The sequence below is a fragment of the Paenibacillus mangrovi genome, from assembly GCF_022898935.1.
Lineage (GTDB): Bacteria > Bacillota > Bacilli > Paenibacillales > Paenibacillaceae > Paenibacillus_AQ > Paenibacillus_AQ mangrovi.
The window spans coordinates 219,016-238,938 of the sequence record NZ_JALIRP010000004.1 but is presented as its reverse complement, the minus strand read 5'-3'; the positions used below and the strand labels follow the sequence as shown (position 1 = coordinate 238,938).

Annotated in this window: 21 protein-coding genes; 15 read left to right on the top strand and 6 right to left on the bottom strand. The window is 46.4% G+C overall.

Annotated elements, in window-relative coordinates:
* Positions 1 to 98: 98 nt before the first annotated feature.
* Genes MUG84_RS11775 through MUG84_RS11760 form a run of 4 tightly spaced genes read left to right on the top strand, consistent with a single transcriptional unit; the run spans position 99 to position 4,592 of the window.
* Complete coding sequence (locus tag MUG84_RS11775) at positions 99 to 1,277, top strand: NupC/NupG family nucleoside CNT transporter (protein WP_244725210.1); 1,179 nt, start codon at positions 99 to 101, stop codon at positions 1,275 to 1,277.
* 43 nt (positions 1,278 to 1,320) lie between these two features.
* Positions 1,321 to 2,502 (top strand): phosphopentomutase, encoded by a 1,182-nt coding sequence (gene deoB / locus MUG84_RS11770; protein WP_244725209.1) that lies wholly within the window; start codon positions 1,321 to 1,323, stop codon positions 2,500 to 2,502.
* 37 nt (positions 2,503 to 2,539) lie between these two features.
* Complete coding sequence (gene deoD / locus MUG84_RS11765) at positions 2,540 to 3,247, top strand: purine-nucleoside phosphorylase (protein ID WP_244725208.1); 708 nt, start codon at positions 2,540 to 2,542, stop codon at positions 3,245 to 3,247.
* Between the two features lie 43 nt (positions 3,248 to 3,290).
* On the top strand, positions 3,291 to 4,592 hold the full coding sequence (locus MUG84_RS11760; protein ID WP_244725207.1) for a pyrimidine-nucleoside phosphorylase: 1,302 nt from the start codon (positions 3,291 to 3,293) through the stop codon (positions 4,590 to 4,592).
* Between the two features lie 115 nt (positions 4,593 to 4,707).
* Here MUG84_RS11760 and MUG84_RS11755 read toward each other — a convergent pair whose 3' ends face one another.
* Both MUG84_RS11755 and MUG84_RS11750 read right to left on the bottom strand, forming a co-directional pair.
* Positions 4,708 to 5,076: a DUF4190 domain-containing protein gene (locus MUG84_RS11755; RefSeq protein ID WP_425313195.1), complete on the bottom strand. Its 369-nt coding sequence runs from the start codon at positions 5,074 to 5,076 to the stop codon at positions 4,708 to 4,710.
* Between the two features lie 150 nt (positions 5,077 to 5,226).
* Complete coding sequence (locus MUG84_RS11750; protein ID WP_244725206.1) at positions 5,227 to 6,102, bottom strand: AraC family transcriptional regulator; 876 nt, start codon at positions 6,100 to 6,102, stop codon at positions 5,227 to 5,229.
* 130 nt (positions 6,103 to 6,232) lie between these two features.
* On the opposite strand from MUG84_RS11750, the gene MUG84_RS11745 reads away from it, so the two are divergent.
* The 5 genes from MUG84_RS11745 to MUG84_RS11725 all read left to right on the top strand — a co-directional run bounded on the left by MUG84_RS11745 (position 6,233) and on the right by MUG84_RS11725 (position 9,997).
* A complete protein-coding gene (locus tag MUG84_RS11745) occupies positions 6,233 to 7,291 on the top strand; it encodes a Gfo/Idh/MocA family protein (protein WP_244725205.1) in 1,059 nt (352 codons plus the stop codon).
* Positions 7,288 to 8,145, top strand: a complete 858-nt coding sequence (locus tag MUG84_RS11740; protein WP_244725204.1) for a sugar phosphate isomerase/epimerase family protein — start codon at positions 7,288 to 7,290, stop codon at positions 8,143 to 8,145. Before MUG84_RS11745 ends, MUG84_RS11740 begins: the two co-directional genes overlap by 4 nt.
* A gap of 20 nt (positions 8,146 to 8,165) precedes the next feature.
* Positions 8,166 to 9,038 carry a sugar phosphate isomerase/epimerase family protein gene (locus tag MUG84_RS11735; protein WP_244725203.1) on the top strand — a complete coding sequence of 291 codons (873 nt, stop codon included), beginning with the start codon at positions 8,166 to 8,168 and terminating at the stop codon, positions 9,036 to 9,038.
* A gap of 183 nt (positions 9,039 to 9,221) precedes the next feature.
* Complete coding sequence (locus MUG84_RS11730; protein WP_244725202.1) at positions 9,222 to 9,650, top strand: SRPBCC family protein; 429 nt, start codon at positions 9,222 to 9,224, stop codon at positions 9,648 to 9,650.
* Between the two features lie 2 nt (positions 9,651 to 9,652).
* Complete coding sequence (locus MUG84_RS11725) at positions 9,653 to 9,997, top strand: ArsR/SmtB family transcription factor (RefSeq protein ID WP_244725201.1); 345 nt, start codon at positions 9,653 to 9,655, stop codon at positions 9,995 to 9,997.
* 49 nt (positions 9,998 to 10,046) lie between these two features.
* On the opposite strand, the gene MUG84_RS11720 is transcribed toward MUG84_RS11725, so the two are convergent.
* The 3 genes from MUG84_RS11720 to MUG84_RS11710 all read right to left on the bottom strand — a co-directional run bounded on the left by MUG84_RS11720 (position 10,047) and on the right by MUG84_RS11710 (position 12,152).
* Complete coding sequence (locus MUG84_RS11720; RefSeq protein WP_244725200.1) at positions 10,047 to 10,691, bottom strand: helix-turn-helix transcriptional regulator; 645 nt, start codon at positions 10,689 to 10,691, stop codon at positions 10,047 to 10,049.
* Positions 10,692 to 10,811: 120 nt separating this feature from the next.
* On the bottom strand, positions 10,812 to 11,051 hold the full coding sequence (locus tag MUG84_RS11715) for a DUF362 domain-containing protein (RefSeq protein ID WP_244725199.1): 240 nt from the start codon (positions 11,049 to 11,051) through the stop codon (positions 10,812 to 10,814).
* A 24-nt stretch (positions 11,052 to 11,075) separates the two neighbouring features.
* Positions 11,076 to 12,152 (bottom strand): Mrp/NBP35 family ATP-binding protein, encoded by a 1,077-nt coding sequence (locus MUG84_RS11710; protein WP_244725198.1) that lies wholly within the window; start codon positions 12,150 to 12,152, stop codon positions 11,076 to 11,078.
* A gap of 371 nt (positions 12,153 to 12,523) precedes the next feature.
* Here MUG84_RS11710 and MUG84_RS11705 point away from each other — a divergent pair, with 371 nt between their 5' ends.
* The 5 genes from MUG84_RS11705 to mnmH all read left to right on the top strand — a co-directional run bounded on the left by MUG84_RS11705 (position 12,524) and on the right by mnmH (position 17,214).
* On the top strand, positions 12,524 to 12,943 hold the full coding sequence (locus MUG84_RS11705; protein WP_425313194.1) for a globin domain-containing protein: 420 nt from the start codon (positions 12,524 to 12,526) through the stop codon (positions 12,941 to 12,943).
* A gap of 135 nt (positions 12,944 to 13,078) precedes the next feature.
* Positions 13,079 to 13,621 (top strand): NADPH-dependent FMN reductase, encoded by a 543-nt coding sequence (locus MUG84_RS11700; RefSeq protein ID WP_244725197.1) that lies wholly within the window; start codon positions 13,079 to 13,081, stop codon positions 13,619 to 13,621.
* A gap of 173 nt (positions 13,622 to 13,794) precedes the next feature.
* Positions 13,795 to 14,847 (top strand): M15 family metallopeptidase, encoded by a 1,053-nt coding sequence (locus MUG84_RS11695; protein WP_244725196.1) that lies wholly within the window; start codon positions 13,795 to 13,797, stop codon positions 14,845 to 14,847.
* A 224-nt stretch (positions 14,848 to 15,071) separates the two neighbouring features.
* The gene (gene selD / locus MUG84_RS11690; RefSeq protein WP_244725195.1) at positions 15,072 to 16,121 is read left to right on the top strand and encodes a selenide, water dikinase SelD; all 1,050 of its coding nucleotides are present in this window, start codon (positions 15,072 to 15,074) and stop codon (positions 16,119 to 16,121) included.
* 13 nt (positions 16,122 to 16,134) lie between these two features.
* Positions 16,135 to 17,214 carry a tRNA 2-selenouridine(34) synthase MnmH gene (gene mnmH / locus MUG84_RS11685; protein ID WP_244725194.1) on the top strand — a complete coding sequence of 360 codons (1,080 nt, stop codon included), beginning with the start codon at positions 16,135 to 16,137 and terminating at the stop codon, positions 17,212 to 17,214.
* A gap of 81 nt (positions 17,215 to 17,295) precedes the next feature.
* On the opposite strand, the gene MUG84_RS11680 is transcribed toward mnmH, so the two are convergent.
* Entirely contained in the window at positions 17,296 to 18,477 is a 1,182-nt protein-coding gene (locus tag MUG84_RS11680) for an MGDG synthase family glycosyltransferase (RefSeq protein ID WP_244725193.1), read from the bottom strand.
* A gap of 344 nt (positions 18,478 to 18,821) precedes the next feature.
* On the opposite strand from MUG84_RS11680, the gene MUG84_RS11675 reads away from it, so the two are divergent.
* The gene (locus MUG84_RS11675; protein WP_244725192.1) at positions 18,822 to 19,871 is read left to right on the top strand and encodes a DUF1835 domain-containing protein; all 1,050 of its coding nucleotides are present in this window, start codon (positions 18,822 to 18,824) and stop codon (positions 19,869 to 19,871) included.
* The last annotated feature ends 52 nt before the right edge of the window (positions 19,872 to 19,923 follow it).

Genomic DNA, 19,923 nt, shown 5'->3' with positions numbered 1-19,923 from the left:
AGCGGGAGACTCGAAATGAAGTTTCCGCTTTACTAGCAGCACTTTGGAAGCGCTTAATGAAAGGTTTTCACTACAAACTACATCATGGGGAGACAGCTATGAAATTTCTGATTGCGATATTAGGGTTACTCGTCGTGTTTGCACTGTCTTATGTAGCCAGCAATAACAAACGTGGTATTCGCTATCGCCCGATTATCATTATGATTGCTTTGCAGGTTGTTCTGGCATACTTCTTGCTGAATACGGTTTTCGGAACCGTTCTGATCAGGGGATTTTCTGATGTCTTTACAAATCTGCTGAACTATGCGTCAGAGGGAATTAACTTCGTATTTGGCGGAATTGCAAACGAAGGACAAGCACCGTTCTTCCTAGGTGTACTGCTGCCAATCATTTTCATCTCGGCTCTAATCGGGATTCTGCAGTACATCAAGGTACTTCCGATTATCATTCGTTATACCGGTATCGTGCTCAGCAAAATTAACGGTATGGGTAAGCTTGAATCTTACAATGCTGTTGCCTCTGCTATTTTGGGCCAATCCGAAGTGTTCATTTCGGTCAAAAAACAAATTGGACTTCTGCCGAAGCACCGTTTGTACACGCTGTGCGCATCAGCCATGTCTACCGTTTCGATGTCCATCGTCGGCGCTTATATGACCATGATCGATCCGAAGTATGTTGTTACAGCGCTGGTGCTGAATCTGTTCGGCGGGTTTATCATCACTTCGATTCTGAACCCTTATGAAGTAACTGCTGAAGAAGATAAACTGGAAGTGCAGGAAGAGCATGAGAAGCAGTCATTCTTCGAGATGCTCGGCGAATACATCATGGACGGCTTCAAAGTTGCGATCACTGTAGCTGCGATGCTGATTGGTTTCGTCGCATTGATCGCGATGATCAACGGTATTTTCAGCGGCGTCTTCGGTATCTCGTTCCAGGAATTGCTCGGATATGTCTTTGCACCGTTTGCATTCATCATGGGCGTACCTTGGAAAGAAGCCGTGGAAGCGGGCAGCATTATGGCAACCAAAATGGTATCCAACGAATTCGTTGCGATGCTTGATCTGGGTAAACATGCTATGTCTGCTCGCGCGACAGGTATCGTTTCGATCTTCCTGGTTTCGTTCGCAAACTTCTCTTCTATCGGCATTATTGCTGGTGCTGTTAAGGGTCTGCATGAGAAGCAGGGTAATGTTGTTGCGCGTTTCGGGCTTAAATTGCTTTATGGAGCGACGCTGGTCAGCGTGCTTTCCGCAACCATTGCCGGTATATTTTTATAATCGCTTGGCATGAGTTATACTCAAAACAGAGGAGTGATAAACAATGGCTGAATTTAAACGTGTACATCTGATAGTAATGGATTCGGTAGGGATTGGTGAAGCACCGGATGCCGCTAAGTTCGATGATTTTGATGTGGATACATTAGGACATATTGCCAGAGAACGCGGTGGACTGAAGATGCCGTATATGGGCAAGCTAGGACTTTCCAACATCCGTGAAATTCAAGGCATCGAAAAGGCTGACAAGCCGATGGCTTATTATACGAAAATGCAGGAAAAGTCAGCAGGTAAGGATACGATGACCGGACACTGGGAGATCATGGGTCTCTATATCGATACACCGTTCCGCGTTTTTCCTGATGGATTTCCGGATGAGCTGATCCAGCGCATCGAAGAAAAAACAGGACGCAAGGTCATCGGCAACAAGCCTGCAAGTGGCACTGAAATCCTTGATGAGCTCGGAGAAGAGCAAATGAAGACCGGAGCACTGATCGTGTATACTTCGGCGGATTCCGTACTTCAAATTGCTGCGCACGAAGATGTGATTCCACTGAAAGAGCTCTACGAAATTTGCGAGTTCTGCCGCGAAATTACATTGGATGATCCGTATATGCTGGGACGCATTATCGCCCGTCCATATGTGGGTCAGCCAGGATCCTTCAAGCGTACGCCAAACCGTCATGATTATGCTCTTAAGCCATTCGAACGTACGGTTATGAGCGAGCTGAAGGATGCGCACTTCGATGTTATCGCGCTTGGTAAAATCTCTGACATCTACGATGGAGAAGGCGTAACCAAAGCCATCCGTACTGCATCCAACATGGACGGCATGGACAAAATGATCTCCACCATGGATGAGGACTTTACAGGGCTTAGCTTCCTGAACCTCGTAGACTTTGATGCGCTTTACGGCCACCGTCGTGATCCGCAAGGATACGCGCAGGCTTTGGAAGATTATGATGCGCGTCTACCGGAAGTTTTCGCAAAAATGACGGATGAGGATCTATTGATCATCACTGCCGACCACGGTAATGATCCAACGTACCGCGGAACCGACCATACCCGTGAATATGTGCCTCTGCTCGCGTATTCTCCACGTTTCAAAAATGGCGGCAGCGAGCTTTCGCTTCGCAACACATTCGCGGATATCGGCGCTACGGTAGCCGAGAACTTCGGCGTGAAAATGCCGGAATACGGTACAAGTTTCCTTGAAAATTTGAAATAGATTTCATCATCTCTATAACCTGTCAGGAGGACAATCAATGAGTATTCATATTGGAGCAAAAGCTGGAGAAATCGCGGAAACAATTCTATTGCCTGGAGACCCGCTCCGGGCGAAATACATCGCTGAAACCTATCTGCAGGACGTAACCTGCTATAACGAAGTCAGAGGCATGCTTGGATTCACGGGAACCTACAAAGGTAAACGCATCTCTGTTCAAGGAACTGGCATGGGTATTCCATCCATCAGTATTTATGTAAACGAACTGATCAGCCAGTACGGCGTCAAAAACTTGATGCGTGTCGGCACATGTGGCGGCATGCAAAAAGACGTTCATGTACGTGACGTCATTCTGGCCCAGGCTTGCTGCACGGATTCCGGCTCGAATCGCCACTACTTTGACGGCAATGATTTCGCGCCTATCGCGAGCTTCAACCTGCTGAAAACCGCTTATGATAAAGGCGTGGAAAAAGGCCTGAAGCTGCATGTCGGCAACGTATTCAGCTCGGACATTTTCTACCGTGATGATCAGACGATCTCTGAGAAATTGATGAAGCATGGTATTTTGGGCGTCGAAATGGAAACAGCGGCTTTGTACACTCTAGCTGCCAAATTTGGCGTTAACGCTCTGACTTTGCTGACCGTAAGCGACCACCTGCTGACAGGTGAAGAGACAACAGCGGAAGAACGTCAAACGACCTTCAACGAGATGATGGAAGTGGCTTTGGAAACCGCAATTACCCTGTAATATTTAGTTCATATCATTAACTTTGAAAGTGAGGCATTGCTCTATGAGAATGGTCGACTTGATTGAAAAGAAACGTGACGGCGGAGAATTGACAACAGAAGAAATTAATTTCATCATAGAAGGCTATACAAAAGGAGACATTCCTGACTATCAGGTCAGTGCCTTGGCAATGGCTATTTTCTTCAAAGACATGACCCAGCGTGAACGCGCCGATCTGACAATGGCTATCGTGAACTCCGGCGACACGATCGATTTGTCCGAGATTGAAGGAGTAAAAGTAGACAAGCACTCCACAGGCGGCGTAGGCGATACGACTACATTGGTGCTTGCTCCTCTCGTAGCGGCTCTTGACATCCCAGTAGCGAAAATGTCTGGACGCGGCTTGGGACACACCGGCGGTACTATCGACAAACTCGAATCCATCGAGGGCTTCCATGTGGAAATCGAGCGCGAAGAATTCGTTAACCTGGTGAACAAACATAAAATCGCGGTTATCGGTCAAACAGGCAACCTGACGCCAGCAGACAAAAAACTGTATGCACTTCGTGACGTTACTGGTACGGTTGACTCCATTTCCTTGATTGCCAGCTCCATCATGAGTAAGAAGATTGCCGCAGGTTCCGACGCGATCGTGCTTGACGTGAAAACCGGCGCAGGCGCGTTCATGAAAACCGTAGATGACGCTAAAGAACTGGCGCATGCGATGGTAAGCATCGGCAACAACGTCGGCCGCAAAACGATGGCGGTAATCTCCGACATGAGCCAGCCGCTGGGTTATGCTATTGGTAACTCCCTAGAAGTGAAGGAAGCGATCGATACACTGAAAGGCGAGGGACCGAAGGATCTCGAAGAGCTCTGCCTCGCGCTTGGCCGCCAAATGGTGTTCCTGGCGAATAAGGCCGACTCTTTGGAGGAAGCGGAAGAGAAGTTGAAGGAAGTCATCAAGAACGGCAAGGCGCTGGAGAAATTCAAGGAATTCATCCAAAACCAAGGTGGAAATCCTGACGTTGTAGATCATCCAGAGAAGCTTCCGCAAGCGAAGTATCTCATCGAGGTTCCTGCGAAGGAAGATGGCGTTGTCGCCGAAATCGTAGCGGACGAGATCGGTACTGCAGCGATGTGGCTGGGTGCTGGCCGTGCAACCAAAGAGTCGGAAATCGATTTGGCTGTGGGTCTCATGCTTAACAAAAAAATCGGTGATTCCGTGAAAAAAGGCGAATCGCTTATGACCATTCATGCGAACCGCGAAAATGTGGATGATGTGATGAACAAAATTTATGAAAACATCCACATCTCAGGCCATGCCGAAGCACCTATACTGGTGCACGGTACCATCACGGAATAACCTTCATATATAAAGGGTTTACGAAAAACCGACTGCTCTGAAAAGAGCAGCCGGTTTTTTCTTATAGTCTATCGATTAATGAAACAGTCAGTTACCCAATGAATAAGGCCCTGTGTTATGAATAATGAAGTCTCAAATCTGGAATGGATGAGAGTGCATCATAATAACTGTCATAAGAAGCGCCAAGAAAGATAAGTCCGATTACAACCAACAGAATAAGAATGCCGTACAATGATGTACCGACAATGCCGCACACCAACCCGCCGACTGCAAGTCCACGTCCGCCCTCGCTTCTTCTCTTGATCTCTTTGAAGGCAAGGCTTGCAAGCACGATGGCGATAATGCCGAGAATGAATCCCAAATAAGGAATCACAAGGCTTAGAATGCCGAGCACAAGTGCTCCAATAGCTTTTCCGTTTGTCTTCGGCGGCTGCATGGGCGGCTGCTGAAACTGGTTAAATTGTCCCGATGAATATGGATCCAAAGATCTGTTCCTCCTCAAATAACATACTTTACGTATAAAAGATATCTAACATCCAGGACTATTATACCCAGAAACAAGCAGATTGACTATGTAAAATGCCAATTTATATCGACAAACTTTATTTCTGAAAGAGAAAGATCGGAGATGAATCTACAGATTAAAGCTTTTGCGCAGCTCAGATGGCGATACATGCTTGTACTTCTTAAACGAGCGGCTGAAGTAATATATATCTTTAAAGCCCGTGCACAAAGCGATTTCCGAAATATTCATGCGTGAGTTCCGCAGCAGGTATTCAGATTTGTTGATGCGGAGTGTATTAATATAGTCCATGACGGTACGTCCGGTGAGCTCCTTGAACAAACGGCTGAAATGGAAACGACTGAGTCCCGCTAGAGCGGACAGCATATCGATGGTCAGATCCTCATGATAATGATCCTCGATATACTGAAATACAGGCGTGAACCGCTCAAGGTTTTTCAAGCGAAGATGATCGTCTTCCGAGCTCATTTTGTTCATACCGTACCTGCGCAGCAGAATGGTCAGAATGCGGTACAAATATGATTTTATCGACAGCTCATACCCCAGCTCACGCTGGCTATGCTCTTGGATCAGGGAAGAGATAGAACTGATGATTTCCTCATCTCTCGAAATTTTGCTGGCGAAAAGAATCCGGTTCTGCATGATCGGGGTGATGAACTTGGTTTCGATCGCGTCCACAGAGTGACTATGCAGCAGTTTGATATCCACGATCATCGCATAATAGACCAAATCATCGCATTGGCTAACACCATAATGTAAATCGTTGCTGTTCACGACAACCAGATCGCCTTCACTTACTTCGTATGGAACGGAGTTCAGCTCGATCATGGCAGAGCCTTTTGTAAAATACAAGAATTCGATGTGATTATGCCAGTGGTGCTTAAACAGCGTCTTTCCATATTGATTTGCCGTACAATAATGAATTTTGATCGGGAAAAAGCGGTTTGGCATATCCATCGGTTCCTGTAATGAAAGGGGTCTTTCCATAGTGGTCACCTCTAAATCGCACAATTGTCTAAATAATGAGCAAGGCACTGCATGGCAGACTTTCTTATAAATATTATAATTCAAGAAGAACAAACACAAAAGGATGACTTAAAGGAGAGGTAGAATACGAATGAACAAGATCAAAGTGGGCATTATCGGTGCAGGTTCCATTTCAGAATCACACATGAATTCGTATCAAAAGAACCCGGATGCTGAAATCGTAGCGATTTGCGATTTGAAAGAAGAGAGAGCTAAGGCGGCTGCCCAGAAATACGGTGCCCAGAAAACATATACCGATTACAATGAACTGCTTGCAGATCCGGAGATTGATGCTGTCAGCATCTGCACATGGAACAACTCTCACGCTGGGATCAGCATCGCGGCGATCAAGGCCGGCAAGCATGTACTGGTCGAAAAACCGCTTTGCCGCAGCGTCGAGGAAGCATTACATATTCAACAAACCGTACGCGATAGCAACAAGCTCCTGCAGGTTGGCTTCGTACGCCGTTATGATCCGAATATCGGACTTCTACAAAGCTTTATCGAAAAGGATGAGTTCGGCGAGCTGTATTACGCAAAAGCCTCAATCCTGCGTCGTTTGGGCAATCCAGGTGGCTGGTTTGCGGATAAGGAACGTTCCGGCGGCGGACCGCTGATCGATATTGGCGTACACGTCATCGACCTGTGCTGGTACATGCTTGGTAGACCGAAAGTGAAATCGGTTTCAGGAAACGTGTATCATAAGCTCGGTAACCGTTCCAACGTGAAACACTTGTCCTTCTACAAGGCTGCAGATTACGATGCCAGCAAAAATACGGTCGAAGACTTGGCGAACGCATTGATCCGATTCGAAAACGGCGCTTCGCTCATGGTAGACGTAAGCTTCTCGCTGCATGCCAAGAAGGATGAATCGGCTGTTAAAATTTTCGGAACCAAAGGCGGATTCGAGATCGACCCGGCTTTGGTGATCGTTACGGAAAAGAACGACGTGATGATCAACATCGAGCCGCAAATCGACAATAAAGGCTTCAACTTTACAGCGGCCTTCCAAAATGAAATCGACCAATTCATTCTCAATATTCAAAACAACAGAGAGCCAATAAGCCCTGTAGAAGATGGTCTGGAGCTAATGAGAATATTGACAGCCATTTATGAATCCGCTGAGAAAGGGGTAGAAATCCAGCTATGAAAATCGGAGTAAGCACATACAGCCTGTACCGTCCAATCCATTCCGGGGAAATCACTGTACTTGAGGCCATTGAGAAGATCGCCGAAATGGGCGGGGAGCATGTAGAGATCGTTCCGATCGGTTTTACGCTTACAGATAATCCTGAACTCGTGGACCAAATCGTGGCGAAAGCCAAGGAAGTTGGCATCGATATCTCCAATTATGCTATCTATGCGAATTTTGGCGTGGATAGCGACGAGGAAGTCACGAATGAAATCGAGCGCGTCAAAAAGGAAGTGGACATCGCAGCACGACTCGGCGTAAAGCTGATGCGCCATGATGTGGCTGGACGCAAAGATACTTCCATCAAACAGTTCAACAGCGAGGTTAGCCGTCTGGCTGACGCCTGCCGCCAGGTGGCAGATTATGCTGCTCAGTATGGTATTACAACCAGCGTAGAGAACCACGGCTACTACATCCAGGCCAGCGATCGTGTTCAAACCTTGGTACAGACGGTAGACCGTCCGAACTTCAAGACAACGCTTGATGTCGGCAATTTCATGTGTGTGGATGAAGATCCGGTCGTAGCCGTTAAAAAGAATTTGCCGTTTGCTTCGATTGTGCACATTAAAGATTTCTACCTGCGTCAAGCTTCACAAAATCCAGGGGAAGGCTGGTTCAAAACTGCCAGCGGCAACTACCTGAGAGGTGCCATCTCCGGCCATGGGGATATCAATCTCCGTGAATCCATCCGTACGATCAAGGAATCTGGATATGACGGTTATCTGTCGATCGAATTCGAAGGCATGGAAGATGCTTACCAAGGCACAAGAATCGGTCTTGCAAACGTAAAACGTATTTGGGAAGAAGTTTAGGTATGAGGGGAGTATCTTAAATGAACAATAAAATTGGTGTTATCGTAGACAGCTTCCGTGTGGGTGTCAGAGAAGGCCTACAGCGCGCGAAAAAGGTTGGGGCGGATGGCGTTCAAATCTACGCCGTAAGCGGCGAGATGGACCCTGCTAACCTCTCAGGAGCGGAGCGTAAAGAGCTTAAGGACTATATCGCATCACTAGGTCTTGAAATTTCCGCACTTGTGGGTGATCTGGGCGGATACGGATTCCAGGACAAGAGTGTAAATGCGGAAAAGATTGAAAAATCCAAACGCATTCTCGATTTGGCGGTAGAACTGGGTACGCCAGTCGTGACTACACACATTGGGATCGTACCTGAAGACACGAATAGCGAAATTTATCAAACCATGCATGATGCCTGCGCAGAGCTCGCTAACTATGCAACCAGCATGAACGCATTTTTCGCCATCGAGACAGGTCCAGAACCTTCCGCAAGATTGAAGCAGTTCCTGGATGGTCTCGGTTCCAAGGGGGTATCAGTTAACTTTGACCCGGCCAATATGGTCATGGTAACCGGTGATGATCCTGCACAAGGCGTTTACAACCTGAAGGACTATATTGTGCATACCCATGCCAAAGACGGACTTCGTCTGCGTGAAGTGCCTGCTCACTATGTCTATGAATCCCTAGGATATGAAGCTCCGGCTAACGAGAATAATACCTTTGTACCGGGCGAAGGACAATACTTTCGCGAGGTTCCACTTGGCGAGGGTGGTGTGAACTGGACGGAATATCTGAACGCATTAAAAGACATTGGATATACGGGTTATTTGACGATCGAGCGGGAAGTCGGCGAGGATCCGGAAGCGGATATTTCCAAAGCCGTGCAATTCCTGAAGCAGTTTAGAGGCTAAGCCTTTACCATGATGTAACGCAAAAACAGTGGGCATACTACGGATCATTCCGTAACGCACCACTGTTTTTTTGTGATTTCCTTGGAACATCCCCTTGAAATGAAACCAAATGGTTGTATATAATAGATATGAAACCAAATGGTTTCTTAAATAAGAAAAGAAAGATACAGGAGGAAAAACATAATGGATACTTCAAAACATAAAAACTCGCTGCCGGATATCCGGCACACAGGTGTGTTTAAGGCGCCTATTCAAAAGGTATGGGAGGCTGTTGCGACGTCAGAAGGACTTTCTGCATGGTTTATGCCTAATGATTTTGAACCGGTTGTAGGTTATGAATTTCATATTAATGCAGGGCCTTACGGCATGTCGCCATGTAAAGTGAAGGAGATTGATCCACCACGGAGACTTTCTTTTGACTGGGGGAAAGACTGGGCGCTGACATTTGAGCTTAAGGATTTGGATGGACAAACCGAAGTTACCATCATTCATTCTGGTTGGAGCGAGGATATGGTTACTGAATTCGGTCAACCTCATACCCAAGTCCGCCAAGTTATGGATCAAGGATGGGCAGGACTGCATCGCAAACTCGGCTCATACGTCGAGGGATAAGTATGGGAGAGCCTCTAGCGACGAAACATGATGTTTTCCAGGCGATAGCCGATCCCACACGCCGTAAGCTGCTGAAGCTTTTGGCAGAGGAAGAGATGCCGGTTACGGTCATCAGTGGACATTTTCCCATGAGCCGGACGGCTGTATCAAAGCATTTGCGGATTTTGTCTGAAGCGGGGCTTGTAAGGGAGAGAAGGGTAGGGCGGGAGAATCGCTTTCGGCTTGATCCTCAGCCTCTTCAGGAAATAAAGCAGTGGTATGCTTACTTTGAACGCTTCTGGGAGAATAAAATGGCAGCTTTGCAGTATCTGGTCGAATCAGATGAACCGGTTAAGCCGGAACAATAATTCTCAAAAAAAAGGAACTCCGCATTGAATTTCCGAAGAGATTTACGGATCAATGTGAGAGTTCCATTTTGTTTTTAATCGTGTAAACGCATTTCTTATCACCTTTAGCCAAGCATTCCGTACGACCGACCTCGGCTCCGAGTAGGGATTCAAACATCTTCATCTCGCAGGTGCAGGCGTGGTTGTACTTTTTGGCAATTTGAGAGATCGGGCAATTATATTCCATCAGTGTGTATTCATTCTCACTGTTTTTTTCAAGTTCAACCATGTATCCATTATCATTCTGTATTTCAGCCAGTACTTTCACTTTCTCGGCAAAAGATTTTCCTTGCATCTTCGTCGCATGGTTCCTCCGGAGCGATTCGCCGCGGCGGTCAAATAAACGGTCAACCATTTCAGATCCAGCATCGAGCTCAAGTTCACTAAGCAGATCCAATGTCAGGGTATGATATTTATTCGGAAAAAAGGTTTCGGCCTGTTCGGTTAAATGATAGATAGCAGTTGGGCGTCCCATCGGTTGACGAATCGTTTTCGATTCGATTAATCCGTCTTTTTCAAGGGTATTAATATGCCTGCGTACAGCCATGCTTGTGATCCCGATAAATTCGGTGATTTCCTTGGCGCTGAGATCGCCTTTTGTTTTCAGCAGCTGCAGGATTTTGTCCCGGGTTGAAATATCCAGTTGTTGATCCACGTTTCATCACCGCCTGTTCTGCTGTTTATTCCTTAAAATCATCTCCGAGTGTAAAACAGCCTGGCGACGTGGGAACGAAGCAGGCTGTCACGACTCGAAATAATTAGATGGTGTAACCTATTATTTGTTTTTGAAGAAGTTTTCTGCTTTTGCAATGAAGCTCTTTTCTTCTTCAGGCAAATCCGTATCGTAATACACCGCACCAACCGGGCAAGCGACTTCGCAAGCACCGCATTCGATGCAAATGTCAGTGTCGATAAAGTATTGATCTGGACCTTCCTCGATGCAATCTACTGGACAAACATCAACGCAATCGGCTGCTTTCTCATCGATACAAGCCGAGGTAATAATGTAAGACATGTTCTTTTCACCCTTTCAATTTAATTAACCTTCTTGTGATGTAATGATGTTCGATGCTAATTCCATAAAAATCTTCCACTGTTCACTGCTGTCTGCAAACAGGGTAGGGGCGGAATCAGCTCCCTCCGGAGTATCCGAAGACTGAATCGGTACCTCCGCAAGCAGCTTCGTATTCAGCTCATCAGCCAGCTTTTGGCCGCCGCCGCGTCCGAACAGATAATGCCGTTCACCTGCAGGATCTGTAAAATAGGACATGTTCTCGATCACGCCGAGTATTGGATGGTTGGTCTGTACGGCCATCTCACCGGCCCGGGCTGCAACATGATTGGCAGTCGGATGGGGAGTGGTAACCAAAATTTCTGCGCAATGGGGAATTCGGTTATGAACATCCAGAGCAACGTCTCCTGTTCCAGGGGGGAGATCAAGAATCATATAATCCAGTGGGCCCCATTCTACTTCATTCAGGAAGGTGCCAATCATTTTGCCAAGCATCGGTCCACGCCAGACCACAGGCTTGTTTCCTTGTACGAAAAATCCTGTCGATATGACCTTGATGCCATGGCTTTCCACTGGGGCGATACGGTTGTCCTGCTTTTTCGGCAATTCTTTGATTCCCAGCATTTCAGGAACGCTGTAACCGTATATGTCGGCATCAATGATCCCTACACGTTTTCCTTGTTTGGCTAAAGCAGCCGCAAGGTTAACCGTGACGGTGGACTTTCCAACTCCGCCTTTACCGCTCGCAATAGCAATGAAGGTGACGCCGGAATCCCCGGCTACCAAAGGTGAGTTCATTAAGGTTGGAGCACGGCGCACCGATTTATTCAGCTTTATAGCTATAATATCATTTTTTTCTTCATTTGAAATATGTTTGAAGCGTATGTGAACATCGGTAATTCCTGACTTTTGCAGCGCACTGGTGATTTGCTCCTTTAATTCTTCTTCGCGAGGCGCAAGATCAGGTGCGAGGAGAATGCTTAGCGCGGCACGATCATTATTCGTGGTAATATCGCGGATCAGGCCAATCTCTGTCAGCGGCAGTTGATGCTCATCATCTCGGATATGGGCGATGGCTGCGACCAATTCATCCTTTGTCAACATTATTCACCTTCAATTCTCTATCTATCTGTAAACACAGTATGGCCATAATTATCGTACAATCTTCACGGAACCGAATTGGCTTTTTCACGTTTATGACATAGAGGTCAAGTGAATAAAGGCAATTGTAACTGGCGTTTGAATATCACTGTACAAATTATGTCACGGTAATTGTAGAACACGTATCGCATATAGTCAACATATATGTATAAAAAGTTAAACAATATTCGTCTGGGCTCTTGACAAAGCGTTTCCAGGATTATAATAATTAATATACATTTATGTTTACTAAATAAACATGCTATAGTTCATTTTATAGTCTTAGATCGAGTTAAAAATAATATCTAATAAAGGAAGGGAGGCTCATTTTCTCCTTGAACCCAGAACACAATCAGAGCACTGAACGACCGATGTCTTATTATGAGCAGGTTGGCGGTGCGCCAACTATTCGTGCAGTCGTTGAAGCCTTTTATCCGAGAGTAGTCGAGCATCCACTGTTGGCTCCATTGTTTCCAGAGGACATTGATCCCGTGATGGATAAACAGGAGATGTTCCTGACGCAATATTTTGGCGGACCCCAGCTCTACACGATGAAAGAGGGACATCCGCGAATGAGAGCGAGACATATTCGGTTTCCGATCACACCGGACCGTGCAACGGCATGGCTGAGCTGTATGCAGCAGGCGATGGACGAAGTCATTGAGGACAAAATGCTGCGTGAGCAGATGATGGAGCGCCTGGCGATGACCGCATACTTTTTTGTGAATACGGATGAACAAGAGGCTGACATGTAGATCAGCCATGCAATTTGACGGAAAACGGGAACTAGATGCAGTACGACATCCTGACTGAAATCAGACAACCGCTGAAGGAATCTCCCATTTACCGGCAAAATCAAGCAAATTACATCAGAAAAGGAGGCTGCCTTCATGAAGCTGGTTGGTATATCAGGTGCGATCATCGGCAGCAAAACAGCTATTGTCGTACAAAAGGTATTGGAAGAAGTCAAAAAAATGGATCCGGAGATCGAGACAGAACTGCTGGATATGAAAGATTATGATGTTCAGTTTTGTGATGGACGTGATCCGTCTGCTTATACGGGCGATACCAAGAAGGTCATCGACTGCGTCATTTCCAGTGACTTTTGCCTGATTGGAACGCCGATTTATCAAGCCTCCATGTCGGGTGTCCTGAAAAACTTATTCGACCTGATCCCGATCAAGGCACTGCAGCAAAAAGTGATCGGTTTCGTAGCCACAGGAGGAACATACCAGCACTATCTGGTGATTGAAAATCAGCTGAAGCCGATTGCCGGCTTCTTCAGATCGTATGTGGCTCCAGGGTATGTGTATGTGCATGATGACCATTTTAACGAATATAAGGAAATTATCGATCCTGACGTATTGGAGCGAATTGAGCGGCTTGCTTTGGAGCTTGTATTCATGCAGAAACGTTTGAAGACTGTCGATTAATATCAGCTACATATAACCAATTTTATGAATGGCCTGATCAATGGTTTGATCAGGTCTTTTTTTGTCGTATAATGAAAATATCATTTCATAGATTGACAGATTCATAGACTTATAGATTTATTGTTTCGAACGCAAATCGTTCGATTCATCATGGGAGAAGGGTACAAATTTATATGCGTAAATACGTGGTCACTTCCATAGTGGCAGTTATCATGGTAGGGGGAGCCATTTGGGCCTGGGATAAAAACCGGACGCCGGCTGCCGAAGGAGCCGTTGTGGAGAAAACACCTGCACTGACACAGCAGAAAAGCAACCAGGAGAAGGAAGCCGTATCTGTGAAGGATAATGCATCCGAGACAGCAAAGAAAGATCATGATGCCGAGTCGGAAGATACGAAGTCGGAAACTGGAAAAAACGATGAGCCGGCAGCTCAAAAAGTAGAAAAGCCTACCTCAGAGAAGACAAATTCGACGAAAAATACGGATGCCAAAGCTACGGCGAAAAAGCCAGAAAAAAGCGATACAGCATCGCATCCAGCTACAGGCTCGAAAACAAACAACGAAGCTTCTTCGAAGAAGTCCAGCAAAACCGGCGGCAACGCAGAGTTTGTCAACACCTATAGTGTAGAGCATGTTGTCGCCAATCCGGAAAGCGTAGATGTGTTGGTCAACAAGACCTATAGACTTCCTTCGGGATACGTGCCGCCTGATCTCGTCTATCCGAATGTTCCTTTTACCTTCTCGGAGAAAGTCGACAAGCGCAAGATGAGAAAGGATGCTGCGATCGCGCTTGAAGAAATGTTTGAAGCTGCCGAAGAAGACGGCATAAGTCTGGCTGGCGTATCCGGCTATCGCTCGGAATCCCGCCAAACAACGTTATACAACAACTATGTAAAGAAGGACGGCGTAAATGCTGCGGATACTTACAGCGCGCGCCCTGGGCATAGTGAGCATCAGACGGGTCTGACCATCGACGTATCGGGCAGTTCCGGCAAATGTGCGGCTGAGAGCTGCTTTGCTGGAACTAAGGAAGCCAAGTGGTTGGCCAAGCATGCGAGTGAATACGGGTTTATCATCCGGTATCCGGAAGGCAAGGAATCGATAACAGGCTATAAATACGAGCCTTGGCATCTTCGCTACGTCGGAACCAAGATCGCTCAAGAGGTAACCAGCCGCTCCATCACGCTGGAGCAGTATTTCGGTAAAGCGGTTCCTGTATCCAAATAGCAGATCGAGAAAGAAAACTGAAAGAGGCATATAACGCAGGACAATCGGATGCGTGCGAGTTGATGCGCGGTTTCCGATATCCTGCTCTTTGCTGTTTACGGGATATTTTTGCGTTCGGATTGATTTGCCTTTTTAACCGCTGACGTGTACGATTTATGAAGTAGAATGAAAAAATTAATATACTTAATTATCCGTAAGATTTCATGAAAGGTCGTGCAGATATAATGGGTTCCGAAATCAATATCAAGTTAACCTCACTATCAAGCAAAGGAGGTTGCGGCTGCAAGATCGGTCCTGCCGATCTTAGCCAGGTTCTTCGTAATCTCCCGCCTGCGGAGCCGAATCCCAATCTGCTAGTTGGTCTCGATACAAGCGATGACGCAGGGGTGTACAAGCTGAACGATGAGCTTGCTCTGGTGCAGACACTCGACTTTTTCACACCGATCGTGGATGACCCGTATTCCTTCGGACAGATCGCCGCAGCGAATGCAATCAGCGATATCTATGCAATGGGCGCTAAACCTTTAACGGTGTTAAATATTGTGGCATTTCCGATCTCTACCCTGGATAAACGCATTTTGACCGAAATTTTGCGCGGAGCAGGGGATAAAGTGAAGGAAGCAGGCGCGACCTTGGTTGGCGGCCATTCCATTGATGACAAGGAGCCTAAGTTCGGTTTAGCCGTCACAGGTCTTGTCCATCCTGATAAAGTGCGGAGCAATGCGGGAGCTCAGGTGGGTGATAAGATCATTTTGACCAAGCCGATTGGTGTAGGCATTATGACAACCTCCATTAAAAAAGACAAGCTCACTGCCGAGGAGATTACTCGCGTAACCGAGGTCATGTCCACGTTAAACAAAACAGCGGCTGAAGTTATGGAAAGCTATGATGTACATGCATGTACAGATGTGACCGGCTTTGGTCTGATGGGACATTCTCTTGAGATGGCAAAAGGAAGCGGCGTCGAGATCAAAATCCGCAAGGATGATGTGCCTATGCTTCCGCGCGTACGTGAATTGGCCGAGCAGGGGCTAGTACCTGGCGGCTCTAAAAACAATTATGCCCATGTAGAAGACAGCGTACAATTCCCTGAACAGATGGACCAGATTGACCGCTGGATTCTATGTGATGCTGTTACTTCTGGTGGACTGCTGATTTCCGTGAGCGGAAATGTTGCTGAAGCATTGCATCAGGAATTGGTGAATGCCGGTGTGGAAGCCAAAATTATTGGTGAGGTTACAGCCAGCGGCAGCGGACAAATTGTAATCGAGTAAGGGAGTGCCTTTTATGTTTCAAGATATATCAATAGAGAAACTGAATGATCTTCGTTCTAAAAATGAAATGACAGTCATCGATGTCCGGTCTCCATCCGAGTATGCAGAGTCGACGATCCCAGGAAGCGTCAACATTCCTTTTTTTACGGATGAGGAGCGGGCAGAGATCGGCATCTTATATAAAAAGGTCAGCACACAGGCAGCCAAAGAAAGAGGTCTGGAGATTATGTCTGCCAAGCTGCCGGCATTCGTCAAACGTTTTGCTGAAATTAAGGGGAATAAAACGGTTTTCTGTTGGCGCGGGGGAATGCGGAGCAGAACGACGGCGACCGTGCTGTCCTTAATGGGCATCCACGTAAATCGTCTTGATGGGGGCTATCGCTCATACCGGAAATGGGTTGTTGAAACGCTTGAACAGGTGGAATTTGCACCTCAAGTTTTTGTCCTTCATGGCAATACGGGTACCGGTAAAACGGAAATTCTCAAAGCGTTGAAGGAGAAAGGCTATCCGGTTGTAGATCTGGAGCGACTGGCAGGGCATAGAGGTTCTATTTTCGGTGAGATTGGCCTGAAGAGCAACAATCAAAAGACGTTTGATGCATTGTTACTAGAGGATATTCTTCGGTACCGCCAAGAGCCATATATTCTCATCGAAGCGGAAAGCAAACGGATCGGCAAGGTGATTCTGCCTGAGTTTCTGATCAACAAAAAGGAGAAGGGGACGCATATTTTGCTGGAAGCCCCAACTAGCTTGCGCGTAAGTAACATTTTGAACGATTACCAACCTGAAGAACATGCGGAGCAGAGTTTACAGGCTTTCAATCAAATTAAGTCGCGGATTCATACACCTATTGCCCAAGAGATTGAGGAAAGCTTGCTGACAAGGCAATTTGGCAGGGCTGTGGAGCTGCTGCTGGTATATTACTATGATCCAAGATATGCCCACACATCCGTGAATTACGGAGATGAATTCGCACGAACGACTCCAATTCGTTTTGAGACGATGGAGGATGCAGTTGAGCAAGTCGAGCGGCGTATTGAGGAATTGATTTACCGGGATGGCGCTAGTAACAAGGTTCAGACCAGTGTATAACAGAAAAAAAGAGAGCCTTGAGGGCTCTCTACAGGCTGCCCGAGACATCTCGGCAGCTTTTTTTGAATATCCGTTCACTCGTTAAATGCCCACCGGAATTCCATGGGTTGTAAGAACTCTTGCCTGATCCGAACCATTGAGCAGTCTGACGACTTCAGATGCACACAAGCTAGGACTATAGCAACATTCTCTCCCAAGGGAGTCGAAGCGAGATGGCAGGAAGCCTCGGGCAATCTGAATCTGTTCTCCACGGGCAAGTTTCCGCAGCCACTCTTCAAGCACATTCTCATTGTTCAATGCCTCGCCGTAACCAAGTTTAACGAAATATTCGCGGTTCTTCTCTTCCTGGCCAGGGAGCGATTCGCAGAACAGCATTGGAAGACCTTTGGCCAGAGCCTCTGTGCATGTCATCCCGCCTGGCTTGGTAATTAGCAGATCAGAAGCATCCATCCACTTGCTGATTTCGTTCGTATGGCCCATGAGCACAATATTTTCATGCTGGTACATCGGGTCATGTTTCATTTTATCCAGCAGCTTTTCGTTATTTCCAAGGCAGAATACGAGCTGGACCTGTTCTTTAAAGCTGTTGATCTGTCTGGTCAGCTTTTGGTTCGATACCAATCCCCATCCGCCACCCATGATGAATACAGTAGGCATGTTTTTAATCTTAAGTAGCCGTCTGACGGAAGTCTTGTCTTCGGTTAACCAGAAATCCGGATGAACAGGAATACCGGTCACCTGTACATTCTGAGAATATACACCGCGGTCGAGCAGCAGCTTGCGTACGCTCTCTGTCGAAACAAGAAAACGGTCGACTTCAGCATTAATCCAGGAGGCATGAGCGTCATAATCCGTAATCACGGTATAAAGCGGGACGTTCAGTCCGGCTGCTTTCAGTCTGGAGATAATATTGGTCGGGATCGGATGCGTACTTATGATCAAATCCGGTCTTAAATGCTCAATAACTTCCGCCGTATGATGATAGAATAACCGGTGCAGTGCCATCGTCGTTAATTTACTAAGGCGTTTGGCATGCTGTTTCCGATAAAGCAAACCGACGAGCCCGGGATTCGTATGAATGGTCAGGCGGTAAGCGGAGATGATCCATGGAGCTACCGTCGGATTTAAAAATGAGCCTAGCTCGATTACTTTGGTCTGAATATTCGGATTCATTCTCTTCATGCCGGCAGCCAGTGCATATCCCGCTTGGGTATGCCCGCTTCCAAAGCCTTCGGACAAGATCAATACTCTTTTCTTGCGCATTCATGTTCACCTTCGCTTTTTTATATTTGATGCTCCTTCAATGGGAAGAAGCTTATGTTCTAACGGGAATTTATTTATTTATCCTGTTAAGTATTTTTGGAGCTCAGCCCTATGTACGATTAAGCAATCTTTATGATTAGTGTATGATGGATTGCATATCGACAAAACGGACCGCGGACTGGTTTCATGCTAGACCAAGGTCGGGGAACTCTGTAGTTTTCGTTTCTATGTATTTAGACGATTCACTAGAGAGAATCCATGCAGCTTTTTGATAATTTTTTTCGATATGCCTTTTATGTTAACGACTATATTATACTAGTAATAGAATGATAGGAAAAATATGTATGGAAAAGGAGGCAATGATGATAAACCGCAAAGAATTTTTGTTAGCGATGGAAGAGAATAATCGAAAAGACGTTTTGCTGAGCATGTGCGAGCGTGCCGAGCAAGCCATAAATGAAAGTAGTAACGAAGGAATGGCAGCGGAACTGCTGCAGATTGTAGATGAAATGTATCTTCGAGAACAAGAACGGCTGGAAAACGAAAGCCATGTACATATCACGTTTTCACCGAGTAATGAAGGATCCCTAAAAGTAGCCTTAAGTAAATGCGGTAAACGAATGGAGAGCCGCGTGATGCATTGGGATGATTTTTATGCCTACGGACCGATTTGGAAGCTCCATACAGAAGAAGGAATAGTTCTGCGGGAGCAATGGTTGATGGAACGCTTCAATAACCAGTTATTTCTAGTGTTTAAGAACCGGGAGAATCGGTTGAATCTTATCATGGAGCGGCTTGCACAGATCCCGGACCATCACCGTATCTATCTATGGGGTGGAGATAACACTCATGATCAGGTGGCGGTCCGGCTGGTGCTCTACGCACTTCGCGGTAAGCCCAATGATATCCATATACTGAACGTAACCCGGGAATACCAAAAAGTAGTGCAGAAATATCAACCGGATCTCGAACCGCGGAGTATCGGACACGTACCTTTTAATGCTTTGATAGACATCGTGAGCCGGTTTGAAACTGCAGAGCCGATCAGTCGCAAGACTCGGGACGATCTCGTTGACGACTGGATTCGCTTGTCTCATACAACGGATACGCTGCGTATCTGGAAGAACGGAGATATCGTCGGCCTTGAAGAAAATGCATTTGACGAAGATATTCTAGAGGCGGTTCGATCTCTTCAGAACTCAGGTGATGAAAATAATGTTCAAGACGGTTATGTAAAGGCAGGCCGGATTGCGGCCGAGCTGATTGACCGGAATATCTTTGATAGTGATAGCTACTTTCAATACCGGATATGGCACTTGGTCAGCACCGGTCAACTTCAGTTTAAAGGCATTCCGTATGCGATGTATTTGTACAATGTAAAAATTCGAGAGTAATAGAAAAAAGATAAGCACATGATCATGGAACATCGTCATTATTTCCCGGATC

Bases quoted from the DNA above. Each gene is read 5' to 3' on its own strand.
- MUG84_RS11710 (WP_244725198.1), bottom strand. From the start codon at position 12,152: ATGTTGACAAAGGATGAATTGGTCGCAGCCATCGCCCATATCCGAGAT.
- MUG84_RS11715 (WP_244725199.1), bottom strand. From the start codon at position 11,051: ATGTCTTACATTATTACCTCGGCTTGTATCGATGAGAAAGCAGCCGAT.
- MUG84_RS11700 (WP_244725197.1), top strand. From the start codon at position 13,079: ATGAAGCTGGTTGGTATATCAGGTGCGATCATCGGCAGCAAAACAGCT.
- mnmH (WP_244725194.1), top strand. From the start codon at position 16,135: ATGTTTCAAGATATATCAATAGAGAAACTGAATGATCTTCGTTCTAAA.
- MUG84_RS11735 (WP_244725203.1), top strand. From the start codon at position 8,166: ATGAACAATAAAATTGGTGTTATCGTAGACAGCTTCCGTGTGGGTGTC.
- deoD (WP_244725208.1), top strand. From the start codon at position 2,540: ATGAGTATTCATATTGGAGCAAAAGCTGGAGAAATCGCGGAAACAATT.
- MUG84_RS11680 (WP_244725193.1), bottom strand. From the start codon at position 18,477: ATGCGCAAGAAAAGAGTATTGATCTTGTCCGAAGGCTTTGGAAGCGGG.
- MUG84_RS11675 (WP_244725192.1), top strand. From the start codon at position 18,822: ATGGAAAAGGAGGCAATGATGATAAACCGCAAAGAATTTTTGTTAGCG.
- MUG84_RS11740 (WP_244725204.1), top strand. From the start codon at position 7,288: ATGAAAATCGGAGTAAGCACATACAGCCTGTACCGTCCAATCCATTCC.
- MUG84_RS11745 (WP_244725205.1), top strand. From the start codon at position 6,233: ATGAACAAGATCAAAGTGGGCATTATCGGTGCAGGTTCCATTTCAGAA.
- MUG84_RS11750 (WP_244725206.1), bottom strand. From the start codon at position 6,102: ATGGAAAGACCCCTTTCATTACAGGAACCGATGGATATGCCAAACCGC.
- MUG84_RS11725 (WP_244725201.1), top strand. From the start codon at position 9,653: ATGGGAGAGCCTCTAGCGACGAAACATGATGTTTTCCAGGCGATAGCC.
- deoB (WP_244725209.1), top strand. From the start codon at position 1,321: ATGGCTGAATTTAAACGTGTACATCTGATAGTAATGGATTCGGTAGGG.
- MUG84_RS11775 (WP_244725210.1), top strand. From the start codon at position 99: ATGAAATTTCTGATTGCGATATTAGGGTTACTCGTCGTGTTTGCACTG.
- MUG84_RS11760 (WP_244725207.1), top strand. From the start codon at position 3,291: ATGAGAATGGTCGACTTGATTGAAAAGAAACGTGACGGCGGAGAATTG.
- MUG84_RS11730 (WP_244725202.1), top strand. From the start codon at position 9,222: ATGGATACTTCAAAACATAAAAACTCGCTGCCGGATATCCGGCACACA.
- selD (WP_244725195.1), top strand. From the start codon at position 15,072: ATGGGTTCCGAAATCAATATCAAGTTAACCTCACTATCAAGCAAAGGA.
- MUG84_RS11695 (WP_244725196.1), top strand. From the start codon at position 13,795: ATGCGTAAATACGTGGTCACTTCCATAGTGGCAGTTATCATGGTAGGG.